Consider the following 19,327-nt stretch of genomic DNA (forward strand, 5'->3'; position numbering starts at 1 on the left):
GGTTGCATTATTGGCCTGGATCATGTCGATTCGCGCACCGTGCCGTGATCCAACAATGCCGCGCCAAAGCGTGCCGCATACGCGGTGTTCACTGCTTCGGTCTGGAAGCGGGTTTCGTTAATCGCAAAGATGAAGTATCCATACGCGAGATCGCGTCGATAGTCGTTCCACGCTTCGTCGAAATCGGGCGCCTCGACCCCGCCAATCGCCAGCTGCGAAAGATAGTGTTCGAGCAGCGACCGCTCCCATGAGCGACGGTCCTCGATATCGAGTGCGCACCCTATGTGATAGGCAACCTCGAGGCTCCAAGGCGCCCGACTGACCTGGGCATCGAAAAAACCTGGCGTCCCGTCAGCTTCGACGTACAGATTTCCCAGATGCGTATCGCCATGAATAAGGCATACCGGTTTGCTCTTATGTTCGCGCGCAATGCGCGCGAGAGATGCCATCATCCAGTCCCGATCGTGCAGATAGCGGCTTACTGCCGCTCCTCTCGGCAGCGATATGTAGTGCGCCCAGACGTCCGGTTCGAGGTATCGGTTCTGGTATTCCAGCGACCAGTCCGAAAAGCGCTCTCCCACCCATTCGAGCCGACCTCCCTTGTCGAACTCCCGGCTGTTCCATGTTTGCGCGTGATAGCGCGCCATCGCACTCAACCGTAGGGCGACTTGTTCGTAGCCCTGCGATTGCTGGGCACGGCAAAACTGAACGTTACGCTCGCGCAGGTCTTCCATCACTACGACCGATTGCCAGGCGTCAGGATCCGTGCCTGCAAAAAAGCATCTAGGCGCGTTCATGTTGATGAACGGTAGAACGTCGCGATAAAACCGCATTTCGTTGCGATACATGTCTCTCATCGAAGGACTGTGATCCTCGAAACCGCCCTTGACGATCATGCGCGCCGGCAGCGCCATTGCCTGTCCCGCGTCGTTGTACTCGAGTGCGACGCGTACCTTGGTCGACGTACCCGGCAATACCTCCACGTGCCGGCACGAAGTTACTGCGGCGCCGGGAAAGCGGAACGCGATCGCGGAGCTTAGCCACTTTGCGGTCACTTCCTCAACAGCGACAGGCAACGCCATGTCACTTACCACACCAGATTCCGACAAGGTTCCTCCCGAAGATTGCAAACAAAAAGACGCGTGCGCATCGTCGCGCATACCTGCTCCCCGTCGCAACATGGGGAAAACCACACCTCGCCTATCGTTGCATATTTTGAATGCCGTGCATATAGTTGCTTGCAAATGCAGCTACTTTTTTGGCAGGAAATCGACGGAAAGCTCGCTGCGAGCGAGCTTTCAGCAATACAGTGGGGAATCCTGAAAGCACTGTACGACGGACGTGCTCGCACACCTACTGCCTTGTGCCGGGTGCTGCTCGCTGACAGCAGCATCATGACCCGCAAGCTCGATTCGCTTGAAAAAAGAGGATTGATCGAACGAATTCGCAGCACTTCCGACCGACGCTGTGTCGAGCTCACATTGACTGCGAACGGCCGCCAGTTGTTGCGCGGAACCCTGCCGCACATCGTCGATGCAAGCAATCGGCAGCTTCGCGGCTTCACGGTCGAAGAAGTCCGAACCGTCAAACATTTACTCGATCGGATGATCGTCAATCTGAGCTGACTAGCGATAGCAAGCTCGGAATGGACCAGCGTCTGCGCCCCAGGTCAACGCGTATCGATATTTGAAAGGAGCTTTTATGGAGCACCCCGAAACAACGGAAAGGCAACGCGGGAACCCGGCGCAGGAGCCCAGCCTCGTGCCGCTGCCGGTTCCTCACGTATACCGCGGTCGCACTGTCACCGGAAGCGCCATCAGGCACGTGTCGCGTGATCTTGGCCAAGGTTTCTGCACGCCCAGGATCGACCTTGACGACCTCGTGTGGCCGCGAGCTGAGTCAGGTCCCGCCTTCGATATGCCGATTGCGAAGGTTATCGACTTTCTTGTCGAGCTGGGGCCGCGTTTGCATCTGGACGTCAATCCGCTGATGCAGGCCGCGCTCGAGTCAATGATCAAAGTGAGTCCGCTCGGGCGACGGATTCTTGAAAACTGTTATCGCGACATTCCCAACCTTTTCGCACGCGAGGTGATCGAGGACGAGTTGCGCGTAAGTCTTGGCGACGCGCGCCTCGTCGACGGTTGGGTGGCACGCACGCTGCGCGGGCGCCCGAGTCGTCTGCGCGCGTTTCCTCCGCGCCTCGTACATGTGCTCGCAGGCAACTCGCCGATGGTGGCAGCCATGACGGTCATGCGCGCGGCGCTGACGAAAGGCGTCCACCTGCTCAAGCTGCCTTCGAACGATCTTTTCACGGCCACTGCAATTCTGCGCACGATGGCCGACATCGACCCGGATCATCCCGTCACCCAGTCGTTTTCGGCTGCGTATTGGCGCGGTGGAGACGAAAATGTCGAGTCGATTCTTTATCGTCCGCAGTACTTCGACAAGATTGTCGTATGGGGCGGCGATAGCGCGGTTCGGCACGTGATGCGCTACGCTGGCCCCGGGCTCGAGCTGGTCGCGTTCGATCCGAAGGTATCTATCTCGCTGGTCGGCCGTGAAGCCTTTGCATCCGACGAGGTGCTGCGCGACGTCGCGCGTGCCGGCGCAGCCGATGTGCTGTCGTTCAACCAGGACGCGTGCAACGCGAGCCGGTATCAATTCATCGAAGGCGACGAAGACTACGCCGACCGCTATGCCGAGCAACTGGCGCTGGCACTCGGCCAGGACTTTCGCTATGGCGACGGCCAGGGCCCGCTGGTGCCCAGCGACATTCGCGAAGCGGTTGATGTGCTGCGTGAGATGGAGCCGCTCTACCGGGTGTTCGGCGGATACGACGGCAAGGGGCTCGTCATTCGCTCGGAAGAAATGGTCGATTTTCATCCCATTTGCAAGACCGTCAACGTCGTTCCCGTGGCAAGCCTGCGCGACGGTGCGCGCTATGCGACCGTCGCCACGCAAACGGTCGGCATCTATCCGCCGTACCGGGTCACAGAGGTGCGCGACGCGCTCGCGTGCGCTGGCGTGCAACGCATCGTGGCGCTGGGCGAGTCGATATCAGATGGGGTTGGCGGCTATCCGCACGACGGCATGTTCCCGATCCATCGATTCATGAAATGGGTCTCGGAGGAATCGGGCCCGAATCCGGAGGAGACGCAATAATGCAAGCCCTTTCCACGCTGCTTCAACTCACGGATCTTCAAGACCCCTTCCACAACGCGCCGGAAAGCCTCCATGCCGCGCAACTGCAAGCCGTGCGCGAGCGCTTCGCGCAGCGCCGGCAGCAGATTCGCATTCTCGACAAGCGAGCAAGCGAGGCCGGAGTGACGGAAGTGAAGAGCATGAGCGACGCCGTGCCATTGCTTTTTGCCGACTCCGTCTACAAGAGCTATCCCGATTCGTTCATCGAGCAGGGGAAATGGCGCCACCTCACGGCGTGGCTTCAAACGCTCACAACCCGCAAGATCGACGGACTCGACTACGGCACGATCGCCGATCTCGACGACTGGATCCATGCGCTGCGTCGAAACGGCCACTACGTGATGAGTTCGAGCGGGACCTCGGGCAAGCAGTCCTTCATTTACCAGAGCGAAGCCGACCGCGAACTCGGCTGGCGCCTCCTCTCCCAAGGCATTCGCTGGGCGGCGAGCGGCATGCGCGATCCGTCGCGTCGCTATCCCGTGTTCCTTTTGACGCCCTCCTGCGGCTCCTACACCGGAACGGAGCGCATGGCGAAGTTCGCCGAATCGATTGCGATGCCGGGCGACCTTCATTACATGTCGCATGTGCCGCAAAGCGCCGCGCACACCACGCGCATGGCGCGCATGCGGCGGGCCATCGCGGACGGCACCGTGCTCCCCAGTGAAATCGAAGCCTTCCAGAACGAAAGTCGAGAACGCAGCGAACGCGTACAAGCCGATTTCCGGCAGTTCATCGACCAACTTCTCGAACGGCGTCACGAGCCCATGTTCATCATGGGCATGATGGGCATGCTTTATCAGATCGTCGCCACGGCGCGCCAGCGTGGCATTCCTGACGCCGACTTTCACCCCGACACGATCATTAGTATCGGCGGCGGCAAGAAAGGTGCGAACCTGCCAGAAGATTTCCAGCAACAGTGCGAGCGCTTCTTCAACTTCAACGCGACCAACTTCAACGACGGCTACGGCATGGGCGAAGTATCGGGCTTTTGCCCGTGGTTTCACGAAGCGAAGGCGTGGACGGTCCCGCCCTGGCTCGTCCCGCTGGTGCTCGACTCGACCGGCGAACAACTGCTTAATCCTGCGGACGGGAAAGGCATCGTCGAGGGACGGCTCGCCATGATCGACCTGCTCGCGGATGGGCGCTGGGGCGGCGTGATCAGCGGCGACAAGGTCACCGTGGAGTTCGGTCACGGCATCGACGGCGTGCGCACGCCGATCATTCGCGACGTGGTGCGCTACAAGGATTTGCCCGGCGGCGACGACAAGCTGTCCTGCGCGGGAACGATCGACGCCTACGTTCGCGGAGAGATCGCCGACATGACCGAGGCCCGGACCGCCAACTAAATCGATGTTTGCTACTCATCTGAAGGCCAATCGACAATGACTGAAACACAGACAAGCCCAGCCGTGTGGTTCATTACCGGCGTTTCGTCCGGCTTCGGCCGTTCCCTTGCGCAGGCGGTCCTCGCTCGCGGCGACAAAGTGGTCGGGACCGTTCGAAATGACGCACAGATCACGCCGTTCGAAAATCTCGCACCCGGACGCGCCCACGGTGTGCTGCTTGACGTGACCGACGCGGCAGCCGTGCCTCTCGCCGTCGAGCAGGCCATCGAGCGCGCGGGACCGATCGACGTACTCGTCAACAATGCGGGCTACGGTCTCTTCGGCGCATTTGAAGAGGTCTCCGACGCGGAAGCACGTCAGTTGTTCGATACCAACGTGTTTGGAACGGTCAACGTGATACGCGCCGTACTGCCTCATTTTCGCGAGCGCAATTGCGGTCATATCGTGAACTTCTCGTCGGTCGCCGGCGTGATCGGCATCGCGGGCTGCAGTTTCTATTGCGCTTCGAAGCATGCGATCGAAGGGCTTTCGGAATCGCTCGCTCGTGAACTGAGCCCGTTCGGGATTCGTGTGACCGTGGTCGAGCCGGGTGGCTTCCGCACCAATTTCGCGGGCGGATCGCTGAAGTGGAGCGAGGTCGAATCACCCGTCTATACGGAGACCGTGGGCAAGATGCGTCGTTACATGAGCAGCTACCACGGCACGCAAACGGGCGATCCGGCAAAGGCTGCCGACGCCATCGTGCGCGCGGTTTCCGCAGACGTCCCACCGCTGCGGCTACCGCTAGGTCCGGACGCCGTCGACCTCGTTCGGAAGAAACTTTCGTCCGTGCAACACGACCTCGAAGCCTGGCTCAACGTGTCGAGTTCCACCGACTTCGACCACTGACGCCTGGCAACTCATAGCCCTGGAGACGACATGTCCGCTTTGGACCCGTTCTATGCAATGCTGCGCGGTGAAAGCGACCCGTTTCGCAAGCACCCCGAGAACCTTCGCGAGCTTCAGCTCGCTGCCATGAAAGAGCGCTTCGCCGAGCGCCGCGAACAGATCAGGCTACTGCGTCGCAGAGCGGAAGATGTCGGCGTCAACGAGGTGACCCGCCATGAAGATATGGTGCCCCTGCTGTTCGCGCATCAGATCTACAAGAGCTACCCCGAGTCATTCATCGACAACGGCCGCTGGAAGCATCTTTCGGCATGGCTGCAAACGCTATCGAGCAAACGGGTAGCCGAAGTCGATCTGGACGGCTTGGACAACGTCGACGCATGGATGGACCGTCTGCGCACAGCGGGACACCATGTTTTCAGCTCGAGCGGCACATCCGGCAAGTGCAGCTTCATCAGTCAGACGCAAGCCGATCTCGACAATGTCACCGAGTCGTGCGTGAAACTGGGCGTGTACGGCAACGCAATGATCCGAAGAGATTTCGGCAAGCGCCCGGCTTTCCTCATGATGCCACCTGCCGGCGCGCATCGGCATATCGAACCGGTACTGAACGCAGCGCAACGGCTCGGCGCGGAAACCACGCTGATGTTCGACGAACCGGTGCTCGCATCCGCAACGATTTCGATGGGCCGCATGCGCCGCGCAATCGCCGACGGCTCCGCGAAACCGAGCGAGGTCGCGGCGTTTCAGGAGCAGGCGGTGGCGCGCCAACGTCATACCGGCAAGATGATCGACCGGTTTCTCGACAAGCTGACCGCGCAGCGCGAAGTTCCGGTGCTCGTCCAGGGCAACTGGTCGTTGCACTGGACGCTCGTCGAGCGCGCCCGTCAGCGCGGCAGCGCCGATGGCATCTGCCATCCGGATACGGTAATCACCACCGGTGGCGGCTTGAAGGGCACCTCGGCCCCCGCCGACTATCGGGAGCAAATCATCCGCTTCTACGGTATTCGTGCCAAGAACATCCAGAACAGTTATGGCATGTCCGAGATGATCGGAACCGGCCCCTGGTCGGAAGTTGCGCAGGGTTATGCAATCTGCCCGTGGATCGTCCCGTTCGTTCTCGACAAGGCGGGAGAGCAACTGCTGAATCCTGCGGATGGACTGGGCGTCGTTGAGGGGCGCTTCGCGTTTTTCGACCTGCTGGCCGAAGGATACTGGGGTGGTTTCATCACTGGCGACAAGGTCGTGGTCGACTTTTCACCGGCGGGGAACACCGACGGCCTGCAGGGGCCGCTGGTCCGTCAAGTCGGCCGCTATGCCGACCTCGAGGAAGGCGAAGACAAGCTCTCGTGCGCAGGCACGATGGAGTCTTATGTACGTGGCATGATCAACGTTTGAGCCCTGCTGCGCGCGGTCCGAGCCCCAGAGGCGCCATTACTGGCGCCCTCTTGGGCTCATGAGTATACTGATGTCCTGATTCCGACATCAAACACTCCCTGATGTACAAACCTATGTCAGTTCAGGCTCCCAACGGAGCCTCGCGGCTCGCTGCGGCGGACAAACCTCGAACGGCTGGCCGGCCCACCCACGACGATGCAGTTCAGTTGCGCGAGCGGCTGCTCGACGCCGCCAAATCCGTGTTCATCAGAGAAGGTTTCGGCGCCGCCAGGGTCGAGGAAATCGCATCGCTGGCTGGCGTCAGCAAAACGACCGTGTATCGCCAGTTCGGCACGAAGGAAGAGCTTTTTCGCTCCATCGTCTGGCGCGGGATGGCCGATCTGCGGGGCAAGATCTCGGAGCACCTGGAACCGGGCCGCGATTTTTCGACGAACATGGCATCCCTTATCGATGCGCTCGTCGAACACATGGCAATACCGGACAGCATGCACACTTCACGCATGGTCATTGGCGAGGCGATTCGCTTTCCCGATGTCGCAAAGCAGTTTCTGCAGTTCGTGGTGACGATGCTGGAGCCGCTAACCGGCGTTCTGGAAGCCGCCGCGCTCAGCGGCGTAATCGCCATCGACGATCCCTCGAACGCGGCGCGCGATCTTCTCACACTGGTCACAGGCGCGCCCGAAGTGCACCTCGCGGTTCAGACCACTCGTTCCGAACGGAAACGCCGGGCTGAGCGGATTCATCGGCTTCTGTTGACCGCGTGGAGGTACCGTGCGGCACTGGATAAGGTTCGAGCCAGGTCAATGCCGTAACGTTCGCGCGGCCATCCAGGTCTCGCCGACGCACTAGCTGTCAATTTCACCCATCACCTGGAATTGCCCCGACGCCTGGGCGATGCATTTCGCATTCGCCCAGATCCGGCAGTCGGAGAAAATCACGCGCTTTCCCGAACGTAGAACATCGACGTGTGCTTCCACCCAGTCGCCCGGCTCCGCGTTCCCCATGAAATTGACCGTCAAGCCCGTCGTCAACACCCTGACGGCCGGTTGACGCGAATACTTGCTCGCCCACGTGATGGCGGTGTCTGCCAGCATGCAAACAGCGCCCCCGTGCATCATCTGGCCAAGGTTGCGATGCGCTTCGCGAACGTACATGCCGACGACGTGTCCGCGTTCGCTCTTGCGAAAGTAGGTAGGTCCGAACATCCGATGGAAGGGACCGAACTCCGGCATCAACGCAAAGCCCTCCGGGATGAGCTTTGCGCCGCTCTCTTCGAGCGCGTCTACCGCCAATGAGTCTGCTTGCTCCAATGCAATCCTCCTGTTCAACGCCGCCTGCGAGACGGCGCCAATATTTGCTTTTTCATCGATAGAACATAGCGTATCATTATCCGCACGTAAGTCAACTATGTGAATGACCAATGAATACCACTTCGCTCTTTTCGCCTCTCACCGTGCGCGGGGTCACGCTTGCCAACCGTATCGTCATGTCACCCATGACTCGCGGCTTTTCGCCGAACGGATTGCCCGGTAGTGACGTCGCCGCCTACTACAAGCGGCGTGCGCAGGGCGAGACAGGCCTGATCATCACAGAAGGCGTCGGCGTCGATCACCCCGCGGCGCTCGGCGAGGCCGGACTCGGGGAAAATTCGATTCCCATGCTCGCCGGAGAGGAATCAGTTGCCGCGTGGCGACGCGTGACGGACGAAGTTCACGCTAGCGGCGGAATCATCTTTCCTCAGTTGTGGCATATGGGACCCATGAAAGAGGCGAATACGGGCCCCTTCCCGGCCGCTTCGCCACTGCGCCCATCGGGACTGTGGGGACCGGAAGGACGAACGACATCGCTCAACGCAGGTTACATGGAGCGCGTCATGCCGCCAACTCGCCCGATGACCGATGCCGAGATCGCGGACGTCATTGCAGCCTATGGTCGAAGCGCGCGCTATGCGACGGCCGCCGGCTTCGACGGCATCGCGATTCACGGAGCTCACGGCTATCTGATCGACGCTTTTTTGTGGGCGGAAACCAATCAACGCACGGATCGATGGGGCAAGGATCTCACGGCGCGCAGCCGCTTTGCCGCCGAAGTTGTCCGCGCAATCCGCGAAGCGATCGGCGCGACGATGCCGATCACGTTCCGCTTCTCCCAGTGGAAGCAGCAGGATTTCCGCGCGCGTCTCGCCAACGACCCGCACGAACTCGAGCACATTCTCGCGCCGCTCGCGGATGCTGGCGTCGACATCTTCGAGGCGAGCACCCGCTATTTCAACCGGGCGGAATTCGCGGGCTCAGAGATGAATCTCGCCGGTTGGGTGAAGAAGGTAACCGGCAAGCTTTCGATGACTGTTGGTGGGATCGGCATTAACAAGGGCTACTACGATTCAATGGCCGGGGCCGCGACATCGGCGCAGCCCGACCTCACTGCCCTGCTCGATCGTTTCTCACGCGGCGAGTTCGATCTTGTTGGCGTGGGACGCTCGCTTCTACATGATCCGAACTGGGCGCGGCGCGTACGGCTTGGCGAGCCGTTCCTCGGGTTCAGCAACGACTCGCTCGCACACCTCAGCTGAAACGCGATTTGCAGTTGGCGCCGTTGACTCCGGCGTCAACTGCTATTTCCGGTTCGGGATCTTTACGTACGCCCGGTGACAGGAATCAACGCACCGGTCACCCCCGACGCGGCGCCAGACGCGAGAAAGAGAATCACCTCGGCAATTTCTTCAGGCCGTACCCAGCGGGAAAAGTCAGCGTCGGGCATATCCTTGCGGTTCTGTGGCGTATCGATGATGCCTGGCAAGATAGCGTTGACGGTAATGGAACGGCCTTTGAGTTCTTCGGCCAGCGCCTCAGTCAAACGCATCACCCCCGACTTCGAGGCCGCATACGCTCCCATGCCCGCGCCCGCCTTCACCGCAGCGCCGGCTCCAATATTGATGATGCGTCCGCCCTCCGCGCTGTCGGCAATATGGTCGAGTGCCGCTTTCGACGCAGTCGCCGCCGTGCGCACGTTCGTCCGGTACATCAGATCCCAGGTGTCGAGACTGCCGTCCGCCAGCGTTTCCCAGCGAAAGCCTCCCGCTACATTGACGATCGCATCGAGCCTGCCAAGCTGCTCGACGACCGCGGAAAGCGCCGAGCGCGCCGCATCGAGATCAGTCAGCTCGACGCCTCCTCGCCACCAGGAAGCGTGCAGCTGCTCCGCGCTCGCCTTCTCCGGCTCGAGCGCCTTGTCGATCAGCGCGACCTTCCAGCCGTTCTCGGCAAACACGCGACCAACCGTGCGCCCAAGCGTGCCGAATCCACCCGTTATCGCCACTACCCGTTGCATGTGCATCACTCCCTCGCCGCGCCCGGCGCCGCCTGTACCGCTGGCGCCGGACACTGTAAAAGCTCAACGTCCCTTGAACACCGGCTCGCGTTTCTCGCGAAACGCGTTGACCGCCTCTTGATGGTCTTCCGTCAGGTTCGACAGCGCCTCGTATGCAATCGACGCGTCGAGAATGGCATGCGCAAGTTGCTTCAGGCCGATGTTGATCGACGCCTTGGTCCACTGGATGGCGCGCGAAGCGCCGTTTGCGAGACGCTTCGCCATCGCGTCGACCACCGCATCCAGCTGGTCGGCCGGTACGGCATGATTGATGAGACCCAGTCGTGCCGCCTCTTCCGCGGTGACGAGATCCCCCGTCAACAGGTATTCCTTGGCCTTCGCATAGCCCACGAGCTGCGGCCAGATCACCGCGCCGCCATCGCCCGCCACGAAGCCGACTTTCACGTGCGGATCGCCAATCTTTGCATGATTGGCCGCGTAGCTAAGATCCGAGAACAGCGCGATCGTCGCGCCGAGACCAATTGCATGACCGTTGATCTTGGCGATGACCGGCTTCGGACAATCCAGCATCGAGAAGACAATTTTCTTTGCACGCTGCATGCCTTCGAGGAACAGCGTGGGGTTGTCGATGACCTGCTGCATATGCTCGATATCGCCGCCCGCGCTAAAAGCCCGCCCCGCGCCCGTCAACACCACGACACGGGTCTCAACGTCCTCGGCGACATCGAGAAAAAGCCGCGACATCTCAATGTCCATTTGCTCGTCGAACGCGTTCAACGTTTCCGGGCGGTTGAGCGTAACGGTCAAGACGCCGCCTTCGCGTTCGAGCAATAGCGCCTGATAGTCCGAAATATTCATGGCTAACCTGTTCGTAATGAAGAAATCGCGCGGGACGGGAAGACCGTCTGCCGCCGTCGACCGGAGCAAGGCCGATCACACGTGCAGCGGAATGAACCGGCGGCCGTTGTCGTACATGATCTTGCGCGTGTCTTCTTCCGGGAGCCCATTGCATGCTTCCGACGCGAAGTCCTTCGGTTCGGGCACGCCTTCCGCGTGCGGATAGTCGGAGCCCATCAACAGGAAGTCCGACGATCCCGTTTGAGCGATGATCTGGGCGATGTCGTCCTCCGGATACGCGACCACGAAGACATTTTCCTTGAAGATCTGGCTCGGGCGTTTCTTCAGCTGACCGCACGGCCAGTAGCCATTCTTCGCCATCCCCCGGCACTTGTCCATTTTGACCAGCAGAGAAGGCACCCATTCGGCACCGTTTTCGGCGCTGCACAGCTTGACCCGCGGGAAACGCTCGAAGAAGTTGTAGAAGATGAACGACGACAGCGTTTCCATGACCGGCCGCTCGCCGTAACCGTGCATCCAGACAAAGGCGGTCTGACGCTGGCGCGACTGCTGCACGGGCTCGCCCCACACCGCCATATGATCCTTCATGTAGATCGCTTCCGACACATGGAAGGTGACGCGCACGCCCGCTTCGTTGAGGACCGACCAGAACGGATCGAAGTACGGATCCGCAGGTGCACGGCCATTGAACGGCCCCATCGGCATCAGGATCACCCGCACACCGTTCGCAACCAGCCACCTGGCCTCGGCGACAGCCGCATCGAGATCGTCGAGCGTGACGACCGGCGTCGTGTAGATGCGGTCTTTGTAGTTGAAGCCCCAGTCGTCGAGCATCCACTGGTTATACGCATGCAACACCGCATTTGCCGCAACGGGCTCGTTGAGGTAGGAAATACACGCGACCATTTCGCCGATGTACATCGTGCAGGCTTCAACACCGAAATCGTCCATCTTCTTCAGGCGCGCGTCGCGGTTGAACATGTCCGGCGTCGGCGACACCCGCATATCGACGTTATCCTTGCCATCCTTCATCGCGCGCAGCCATTCATGCAGCTTGCCCGGCGGCGGAACGTGCCCCTCGGCCGATGTGTAGCCCTCGCTGATTTCCACCTTCCGGTCGCCCACATACATGCAGCGGTTGCCGTCTGCCGTGACACGGCTGGTAAACGACCAGTCCTTCCTGAACTTCTCGGGCAAATGACGGTTGAATGCGTCCTCGACTTCGTAGAAGTGCGTGTCGGCGTCGTAGATCTTCCCTTGATACGTTTGCATGGTCTCGCTCCTGATTGTGGGGAGCGCTTCAGAACGTGCGCCCTTGAGAGAAGTATCGGGTCAAGCCATCGACCAAAAAACTCTCATATCGAACTCGAAAACGTCGATATCGATTTGATATCGGGCGGTGGCCTCGCGATCCTTGCGGTCGGCATCGAACTCTCCAAAAACATCAATACGAACGCCGTTCGTATATAAGTATAATCGAAACGAAGACACACAACCGGAGACGTTTATGCAAGCCGAAGTACTCTCCCAGCCGGCACACCGAGCGCAACCCGTGGTGGGTCCGCCGCGCGGGTTCACGATGGCGATCCTGCTTGCCGCGGTAGCGGCCTCGTCCGGCATCACCGTCATCTACACCGTGCTGATCACGCTCTACAAGGCTTTTCCTGCATCGAACTCCGTGAGCTGGACCGTCACCGCATACTGGCTCGGCTCGGCCGTCTTTGCCGCCGTGAGCGGGCGACTCGGCGACCTGTTGGGCTACCGCCGCATCCTGCTCGTGGTGATGTCGGTCGCTGCGGCCGGCGCAGTCGTGGCCGCATGCGCGACCGATGTCGGCATGCTCGTCGCGGGGTGTGCGATGCAATCGATCGCGGCAGGCATTACGCCACTCTCCATCGGACTGGTTCGTGAGAATCTGCCACCCGCCAGGCTGCCTGCCGCGGTAGGGTTGATCAGTGCGGCAGGCATGGTGTCGGCGGGGCTGATCTACATCTGCGCGGGCGTTGTCGTGGATCACTATTCGTGGCAGGGCGGCTTCTGGTTCAAAGTCGCGCTTTGCGTCGTGGCCGTCGCGGCGGTACGCGCGTGGGCACCGCCGTCGCCACCGAATCCCGGCGTGCGGATCGACTACATTCGAGGTCTCGCGTTCGCTCCGGCACTTTGCGCCATCCTCTTCGCCGTGCAGCAAATCCGCACGTGGGGGCTCGGCGATCCGCGGCTGTGGGGCTTGATCGCTGGCGGGATGATCGTGCTCGGACTCTGGGCACGCCATCAACACGGGGCGCGTCATCCGCTCATCAATGTGCGTCTGCTGAAGACGCGCGAAGTCGTGTTGGCCAATGCATGCATGGCATTCCTCGCGGCAGGCGCCATGCAACTAGGACAGGTCTTCTCGCTGCTCGCCCAACAACCTGCCGGCACGCGCGCCGGATTCGGGTTGAGCGCGACGGCAGCCGGATTACTGATGTTCAGCATCAACATCGTCGCGCTGGTCGCGAGCCCATGGAGCGGCCGGGTTGCGGCCCGCTACAAGGCCCGGCCCGCTGCCTTGATTGGCATGCTCATACTGGCCTTGGGCTGGGCCTCGCTGATCGTGCTTCATCGCAGCCTGCTGCTCTTCGTTCCAGGTGCGGTGCTGTGCTCGTTCGGCCTCGCCTTCGCAAGCACGGCGCTGTACAACCAGATCGTGGAAGCGACGCCTGCACATCAGACAGGCGAGGCAACGGGCATGCTCTACGTTTTCTTCTCGTGTTTCTTCGCGGTAGGTGCCCAGGCGGTATTTGCGCTGCTGCGCAGCGCGACGGCGGGACACGACGGTGCATCGTTTCCGGCCGATAGTGGCTATGTTTCGGTATTCGTCTACATCGCCTGCAGTTCGATCGCCGGACTGCTGGTCGCCTCCATGCTGCCGAAGCGTCGTACACACTGACGGTCGTTGCGACCGATCCGTTGCGCGCGGGTACGACGCTTCTTCGACCGCACCGCGACCGCGGCGCATTGAAGCACCCGCTTCACTGCGCCGCCGATCGACTGGCGAGTCACTCCTCTTCTGCCTCACCCAACGCAGACGCCCGCTGGGCGACTCTGATCATGTTCTCTTCGAGCCGGTGACGTTCGCGGTCGAAGCGTTCGAGCGGCGCACCAATTGCCATCGCCGCGATGACATTGCCATTCGGTCCGAAGATCGGCGACGACACGCCGGCCGAATCCGGCAGTAGTTCACCGCGACTCACCGACAGGCCGCTTTCGAGGATGTGGTCGAGTTCGTCACGCAACGCCTTCTTCGTTGCGATCGTTTGCGGGGTGCGGCGCTCGAATTTGACCGTCTTCATGTAGTCGGTAACGAAAGCATCCGGTGCATGGGCGAGCAGCACGCGGCCCGCAGCCGTGCAATAGAGCGGGCGACGCAAACCGATGTGCATTGAATAGCGCACCGATTGCTCGCTCTCGATCACGTCGACATAGGTGATCTCTTTGTGTTCGACGTCAAGGACACCGACATACACGGTTTCATTGGTGCTCTTCGAGAGATCCACCAGGAACGGGCGCAGTATCTTCGAAAAATTCCACGCGGCCATCACGCCTGCCGACAACCGGAAGATCGACGGCCCCAGGCGATAGCGGCCTACGTCGTGCATCAAGTACCCTTCCGCCACCAGAGGTCGCAGCAGATTGAGCAGGCTGCTCTTCGGTGACTCGAGAGCGACATTCAGTTCTGCTAGCGACATCCCGTCCGGAGACTTCGCCAGCACATCGAAAATTCCGAGGAGTCGGGTCAGCGAGCGCGGCCCGCTGACGTCCCGGTCCGCCGGCGCTGAGGTCTCTTTCAACATGATTTTCCCCATGAATTGACTGTATCGATTATACGTGAACTATTCACATAGTTTTACATCGATCAAAATTTGGCACACTTTTGCACCACCCGAATTCGGGAATACGCCAGGGCGCTCCCTCACACAGCTTGAGATATATTTGAACATCGTTCGCAAATCTGAAATGCAGAAGCATCATCTTCCAGACCATTTACGCAATACGCTCGCGCGTCGAACAGCAACATCAACCTTCACTTCTGGATTCACTCATGTACACGAAAAAACTGGCAGAAAAGGTCGCCATCGTGACCGGAGGCGGCCAAGGCGTTGGACTCGGCATCGCCCTTGCGCTTGCCACCGAGGGGGCGAGCCTGGTCCTCACTGGTCGCACGGAGGCCAAACTCACGCGGGCTGCTGAGGAACTGAGCGCCCTCGGTTCGCAAGTGCTGGTCGTGCCCGGCGACACGCGCAATCGCGCCGACGCCGTGCGGACGGTCGAGCTGGCCGTCGAGCGATTCGGACGTGTGGACGCACTCATCAACAATGCCCAAAGCAGCAGCCCGGGGGTGCCGCTCGAATCCGTTACCGACGATGACTGGAGCAACACGCTCGAATCGGGCTTGTACGGCACGCTGTATTTCATGCAGGCCGCATTGCCGCGGATGAAGTCGCAGGGCCGCGGCGCCATCATCAACTTCGGCTCGCGCACCGGTATCGAAGGCCTCAAGGGATTCGGCGCGTACGCCGCAACCAAGGAGGGCATTCGCGGGCTCTCGCGTGTTGCCGCGCGCGAATGGGGCGTCTACGGCATTACCGTCAACGTCATTTGCCCGGCAGCGCTCACGCCTGCCGCCGAAGCCTACCTCGAAGCCAATCCTCAGGAACGCACTCGCTATCTCTCTGAAATTGCGCTTGGCCGCTTCGGCGATCCTCAGCGCGATATTGGACGAACAGTTGCATTTCTATGTAGTGACGACGCTAATTTCATAACCGGGCAGACTATCAGCGTGGACGGCGGACAGTCAATGCTCTAGTGCGTCTGTTTGAACACGGTGCAACATATGAAACGTCCAGTTGCATTATCGCGAGCCTCGATCCGAGGAGTGAGCTTCCCGCCGGGTGCGTACCACGAAGCTTGAAGAGCGATCAGGCGTTTCTCCTCTCACACACTTCGCGAGAGCGTGTGCGCCCACGGCGGTGTACGCGTCGTCGGGATAGCTCGCGCCGGCGCCCGCGTTTCCGCGGGTATTCCGATGTGCATCAAAGAACCTCTGATTACATAAGCGTGATACGAAAATACCGACGAGGCCGCTACGGGATGCGGCAATCATTCAACCGTCGAACGAAAAGCGCGTCCAGGCAAGTTGCGCGTCGCAGGCTTTGTCCTTTCTATAGAATTTTCTTTTCGCGCAGGATATCGATATCCGACTGCGACATACTCAGCACATCACGCAGCACGTCGTCGGTATGTTGTCCGAGCATCGGCGGCGCCCCGTACGAATCGATAGGCGTGCCCGACATCTTGACCGGGTTGGCGACCATCCGAACCGCCTTATCCGTGAGCGGGTGCGCAACTTCGACGCACATCGCGCGTGCCTGCACATGCGGATCTGCGAACACCTGCTCCAGATTGTTGATCGGTCCGGCCGGCACCCCGGCGGCGTCGAGCGCTGCGAGCAGTTCATCGCTCTGCCATTGAAGGATCAGCGGCTCGAACACTTCGCCCAGCGCGCGACGATTCTTCACGCGCAGCGCAATCTCGCTGAATCGTGGATCGCTGACTAGCTCGGGGTGCCCCAGAACGTTACACATCCGCGCGTATTGCTCGTTGTTGCCCGCCACGATCATGATGTCGCGATCGGCGCAGCGGAACATGCGGGACGGCATACCGCCGTTGCCCTCGGTACCGCGCCGGATGGGAATCTGGCCTGAAACGAGATACTGGCTTGCATAGTGCGATGTGGCAGCAATCATCGCGTCCAGCAACGCCAGGTCGATGTACTGCCCCTGCCCGGTACCGCCTTGCGCCGCGTCGCGATGATAAAGCGCTGCGATGATCGCCGAAGCGGCGTACTGACCACACAGGATGTCCGCAAGACTGGGCCCGGTTTTCATTGGCCCGCCGCCCGGCACGTCGTCGCCGTTTCCGGTCACGCTCATCAGGCCACCCATCGCCTGGAAAATCGAGTCGTACCCGGGGCGCGGGCTATACGGTCCGGTCTGACCGAACCCGGTTATCGAACAGTAGATCAGGCGCGGATTGACCACCTTGAGGCTGTCGTAGTCGAGCCCGTAACGCTTGAGGTCGCCAACCTTATAGTTCTCGATCAACACGTCGCAGTGCGCCGCCAACGAGCGGATCAGCGCCTGGCCTTCGGCCGTGGAGATATCGCACGTGATCGACTTCTTGCCTCGGTTCGCGCTGATAAAAAACGTCGACTCGCGCGTGACCTTTCCCTCCCGATCCATCAGGAACGGGGGGCCGAATTGCCGCGAATCGTCGCCCTTGCCGGGACGCTCGACCTTGATGACCTCCGCGCCGAGATCCGCCAGCATCTGAGCCCCCCAAGGCCCCGCGAGAATGCGGCTCAGGTCGAGTACGCGAACACCCGCCAACGCGCCTTTTGTCATAGCAAACGGTCCCCTTGAATTCACACCGGCTGCGCCGGAAGCCTTGCATCAGCGTCCGACGAACTTCGCCGTACGTTTTTCGATGAAGGACTGAACGCCTTCCTTCGCGTCTTCAGTGTTGTAGAGAAACTGCTGGGTCGACTGAATCGTCGCGTAAGCATCCTGCCAGCCTTGTCCCAGCGAAACGCGCGCGTTCTGCATCGTGGCCTGCACGGCTAGCGGTGCCTGCGCCGCGATTCGCTCGGCGATCCCGAGCGCCCGGTCGAACTCCTGCCCCACAGGCACGACATCCTGCACGAAGTTCATGTGCCGTGCCTCGTCTGCGGTGAATTCGTCGCCGGTAAGCAGTACCTTCATTGCGTTGCCCCAGCCGGCTCGCTGCACCATGCGAAACGTCGCACCACAACCTGCCATGATCCCCCGCTTGACTTCAAGCTGGGAGAAACGGCAGTTGTCGGCCGCAACAGCCACTTCCGATGCGAGCATCAATTCGACCGCGACCGTGAAGCAGATTCCCTTCAGCGCAATGACGACCGGCTTGGTACGCAGCGGCGCGCGCAAGTTGAACGGATCGACCTCGCCTTCAGGAAGCAGCGGTTTCCCTTCGCGGCGCAACGGCGCGACCTTTGGCATGTCGAGCCCTGCCGTAAAGTGATCGCCTTCGCCGTATACCAGCCCGCAAAAAATATCGCCGCTCTTCTCGAGCTGCGTGTAAGCCATCGCAAGCTCGGTGAACATTTTCGGCGTGAAACCATTGCGCTTTTCCGGCCGGTCAATGCCCATCAAGAGCAGGTTCCCACGCTGCTCAACGCGAATCTGTCCGTCCTCGTGACGAGTGGTCATGCAGTGTCTCCTCGCGGTGTTTTCCGTTAGCAATTCTGACCTCCGCTCAATTGACAAAGCTGGGTCGCACATTCAGAATCATAAACGTCGTTCACAAAATTGGCAACGCACGATACGCTCTGACGCTGCCGTGCGGCGCACCACAGACACGCAAATCATCGGCGAGCAGGCCCCATCCGGGTCTAGGTGTTCACCCTCATTCGTTCAAGGAAGAACCATGGCCTACGAGACGATCATCGTCGAAACGCACGGGAAAACCGGCTTGATCAGGTTGAACCGTCCGCAAGCCTACAACGCACTGAACAACCAGCTGATGGATGAGCTGACGGCGGCACTCGACGACCTCGAAACCGACCCTGCCATCGGCGCCATCGTGATGACCGGTAGCGAAAAGGCGTTCGCCGCCGGCGCCGACATCAAGATGATGAACGAATGGACGTACATGGACGTGTACAAGAATCAGTTCATCACGTCGAACTGGGAACGCACGTCGCGTTGCCGCAAGCCGGTCATCGCCGCGGTCGCGGGTCTTGCGTTAGGCGGAGGCTGCGAACTGGCCATGATGTGCGACTTCATTCTCGCCGCCGACAACGCACGTTTCGCCCTGCCCGAAATCACGCTCGCGACCATTCCCGGCGCTGGCGGCACGCAGCGCCTTACGCGCGCGCTCGGCAAATCGAAGGCGATGGAAATGATCCTCACCGGCCGCAGGATGGACGCCATTGAAGCCGAACGATGCGGCCTCGTGAGCCGCATCGTGCCCGCCGACACGCTCGTCGAGGAAGCGCTGAAAACGGCCGACGAGATCGCGCGATACTCGCAACCCGTCGTAGCGATGGCCAAGGAGTGCGTCAACCGCGCCTACGAATCGAGCCTGGCAGAAGGCATCCTGTTCGAGCGGCGTATGGCGTATTCGACCTTCGCCACAGAAGATCGAAAGGAAGGCATGGCAGCCTTCGCCGAAAAGCGCAAACCCCAGTTTCGCGATTGTTGAATGGCTAAAAAGCGCCACGCTGTCGTGGC

The 19,327-nt window shown here is 60.7% G+C and carries 18 protein-coding genes; 10 read left to right on the top strand and 8 right to left on the bottom strand.

Annotated elements, in window-relative coordinates; translation table 11 throughout:
• Positions 1-20: 20 nt before the first annotated feature.
• Positions 21-1,160, bottom strand: coding sequence for a phosphotransferase (locus tag F6X37_RS13570; protein WP_262419898.1), 1,140 nt, complete (start codon positions 1,158-1,160; stop codon positions 21-23).
• A gap of 84 nt (positions 1,161-1,244) precedes the next feature.
• Here F6X37_RS13570 and F6X37_RS13575 point away from each other — a divergent pair, with 84 nt between their 5' ends.
• The 6 genes from F6X37_RS13575 to F6X37_RS13600 all read left to right on the top strand — a co-directional run bounded on the left by F6X37_RS13575 (position 1,245) and on the right by F6X37_RS13600 (position 7,642).
• Complete coding sequence (locus F6X37_RS13575) at positions 1,245-1,625, top strand: MarR family winged helix-turn-helix transcriptional regulator (protein WP_262419899.1); 381 nt, start codon at positions 1,245-1,247, stop codon at positions 1,623-1,625.
• Positions 1,626-1,917: 292 nt separating this feature from the next.
• Positions 1,918-3,162, top strand: coding sequence for an acyl-CoA reductase (locus F6X37_RS13580; protein ID WP_262419900.1), 1,245 nt, complete (start codon positions 1,918-1,920; stop codon positions 3,160-3,162).
• Positions 3,162-4,547: a hypothetical protein gene (locus tag F6X37_RS13585; RefSeq protein ID WP_187611665.1), complete on the top strand. Its 1,386-nt coding sequence runs from the start codon at positions 3,162-3,164 to the stop codon at positions 4,545-4,547. Before F6X37_RS13580 ends, F6X37_RS13585 begins: the two co-directional genes overlap by 1 nt.
• A 36-nt stretch (positions 4,548-4,583) precedes the next feature.
• Entirely contained in the window at positions 4,584-5,435 is an 852-nt protein-coding gene (locus F6X37_RS13590) for an oxidoreductase (protein ID WP_187611666.1), read from the top strand.
• Between the two features lie 30 nt (positions 5,436-5,465).
• Complete coding sequence (locus tag F6X37_RS13595; protein ID WP_187611667.1) at positions 5,466-6,830, top strand: hypothetical protein; 1,365 nt, start codon at positions 5,466-5,468, stop codon at positions 6,828-6,830.
• Between the two features lie 101 nt (positions 6,831-6,931).
• Positions 6,932-7,642: a TetR/AcrR family transcriptional regulator gene (locus F6X37_RS13600; RefSeq protein WP_184050320.1), complete on the top strand. Its 711-nt coding sequence runs from the start codon at positions 6,932-6,934 to the stop codon at positions 7,640-7,642.
• A 33-nt stretch (positions 7,643-7,675) separates the two neighbouring features.
• On the opposite strand, the gene F6X37_RS13605 is transcribed toward F6X37_RS13600, so the two are convergent.
• Positions 7,676-8,251: a PaaI family thioesterase gene (locus F6X37_RS13605; protein ID WP_262419901.1), complete on the bottom strand. Its 576-nt coding sequence runs from the start codon at positions 8,249-8,251 to the stop codon at positions 7,676-7,678.
• Between F6X37_RS13605 and F6X37_RS13610 the strand changes: the two genes are divergently transcribed.
• Positions 8,251-9,402, top strand: a complete 1,152-nt coding sequence (locus tag F6X37_RS13610) for an NADH:flavin oxidoreductase (protein WP_187611668.1) — start codon at positions 8,251-8,253, stop codon at positions 9,400-9,402. The two genes, F6X37_RS13605 and F6X37_RS13610, sit on opposite strands and share 1 nt — an antisense overlap.
• Before the next feature lie 62 nt (positions 9,403-9,464).
• On the opposite strand, the gene F6X37_RS13615 is transcribed toward F6X37_RS13610, so the two are convergent.
• The 3 genes from F6X37_RS13615 to F6X37_RS13625 form a co-directional block, all read right to left on the bottom strand.
• Positions 9,465-10,160 (bottom strand): SDR family NAD(P)-dependent oxidoreductase, encoded by a 696-nt coding sequence (locus F6X37_RS13615; RefSeq protein ID WP_187611760.1) that lies wholly within the window; start codon positions 10,158-10,160, stop codon positions 9,465-9,467.
• Between the two features lie 63 nt (positions 10,161-10,223).
• Positions 10,224-11,018 carry an enoyl-CoA hydratase/isomerase family protein gene (locus F6X37_RS13620; RefSeq protein ID WP_090808869.1) on the bottom strand — a complete coding sequence of 265 codons (795 nt, stop codon included), beginning with the start codon at positions 11,016-11,018 and terminating at the stop codon, positions 10,224-10,226.
• 75 nt (positions 11,019-11,093) lie between these two features.
• Complete coding sequence (locus F6X37_RS13625) at positions 11,094-12,290, bottom strand: amidohydrolase family protein (protein ID WP_187611669.1); 1,197 nt, start codon at positions 12,288-12,290, stop codon at positions 11,094-11,096.
• A gap of 142 nt (positions 12,291-12,432) precedes the next feature.
• Here F6X37_RS13625 and F6X37_RS13630 point away from each other — a divergent pair, with 142 nt between their 5' ends.
• A complete protein-coding gene (locus F6X37_RS13630; RefSeq protein WP_262419902.1) occupies positions 12,433-13,947 on the top strand; it encodes an MFS transporter in 1,515 nt (504 codons plus the stop codon).
• Positions 13,948-14,056: 109 nt separating this feature from the next.
• Here F6X37_RS13630 and F6X37_RS13635 read toward each other — a convergent pair whose 3' ends face one another.
• The gene (locus F6X37_RS13635) at positions 14,057-14,851 is read right to left on the bottom strand and encodes an IclR family transcriptional regulator (protein ID WP_187611670.1); all 795 of its coding nucleotides are present in this window, start codon (positions 14,849-14,851) and stop codon (positions 14,057-14,059) included.
• Between the two features lie 248 nt (positions 14,852-15,099).
• On the opposite strand from F6X37_RS13635, the gene F6X37_RS13640 reads away from it, so the two are divergent.
• Positions 15,100-15,864: an SDR family NAD(P)-dependent oxidoreductase gene (locus tag F6X37_RS13640; protein ID WP_018425469.1), complete on the top strand. Its 765-nt coding sequence runs from the start codon at positions 15,100-15,102 to the stop codon at positions 15,862-15,864.
• A gap of 355 nt (positions 15,865-16,219) precedes the next feature.
• Here F6X37_RS13640 and F6X37_RS13645 read toward each other — a convergent pair whose 3' ends face one another.
• Both F6X37_RS13645 and F6X37_RS13650 read right to left on the bottom strand, forming a co-directional pair.
• A complete protein-coding gene (locus F6X37_RS13645; RefSeq protein WP_187611671.1) occupies positions 16,220-17,461 on the bottom strand; it encodes a CaiB/BaiF CoA transferase family protein in 1,242 nt (413 codons plus the stop codon).
• A gap of 48 nt (positions 17,462-17,509) precedes the next feature.
• A complete protein-coding gene (locus tag F6X37_RS13650; RefSeq protein ID WP_187611762.1) occupies positions 17,510-18,304 on the bottom strand; it encodes a crotonase/enoyl-CoA hydratase family protein in 795 nt (264 codons plus the stop codon).
• A gap of 217 nt (positions 18,305-18,521) precedes the next feature.
• On the opposite strand from F6X37_RS13650, the gene F6X37_RS13655 reads away from it, so the two are divergent.
• Positions 18,522-19,298, top strand: coding sequence for an enoyl-CoA hydratase (locus tag F6X37_RS13655; protein WP_184050304.1), 777 nt, complete (start codon positions 18,522-18,524; stop codon positions 19,296-19,298).
• The last annotated feature ends 29 nt before the right edge of the window (positions 19,299-19,327 follow it).

The organism is Paraburkholderia sp. 31.1, assembly GCF_014397645.1.
Classification (GTDB): domain Bacteria; phylum Pseudomonadota; class Gammaproteobacteria; order Burkholderiales; family Burkholderiaceae; genus Paraburkholderia; species Paraburkholderia tuberum.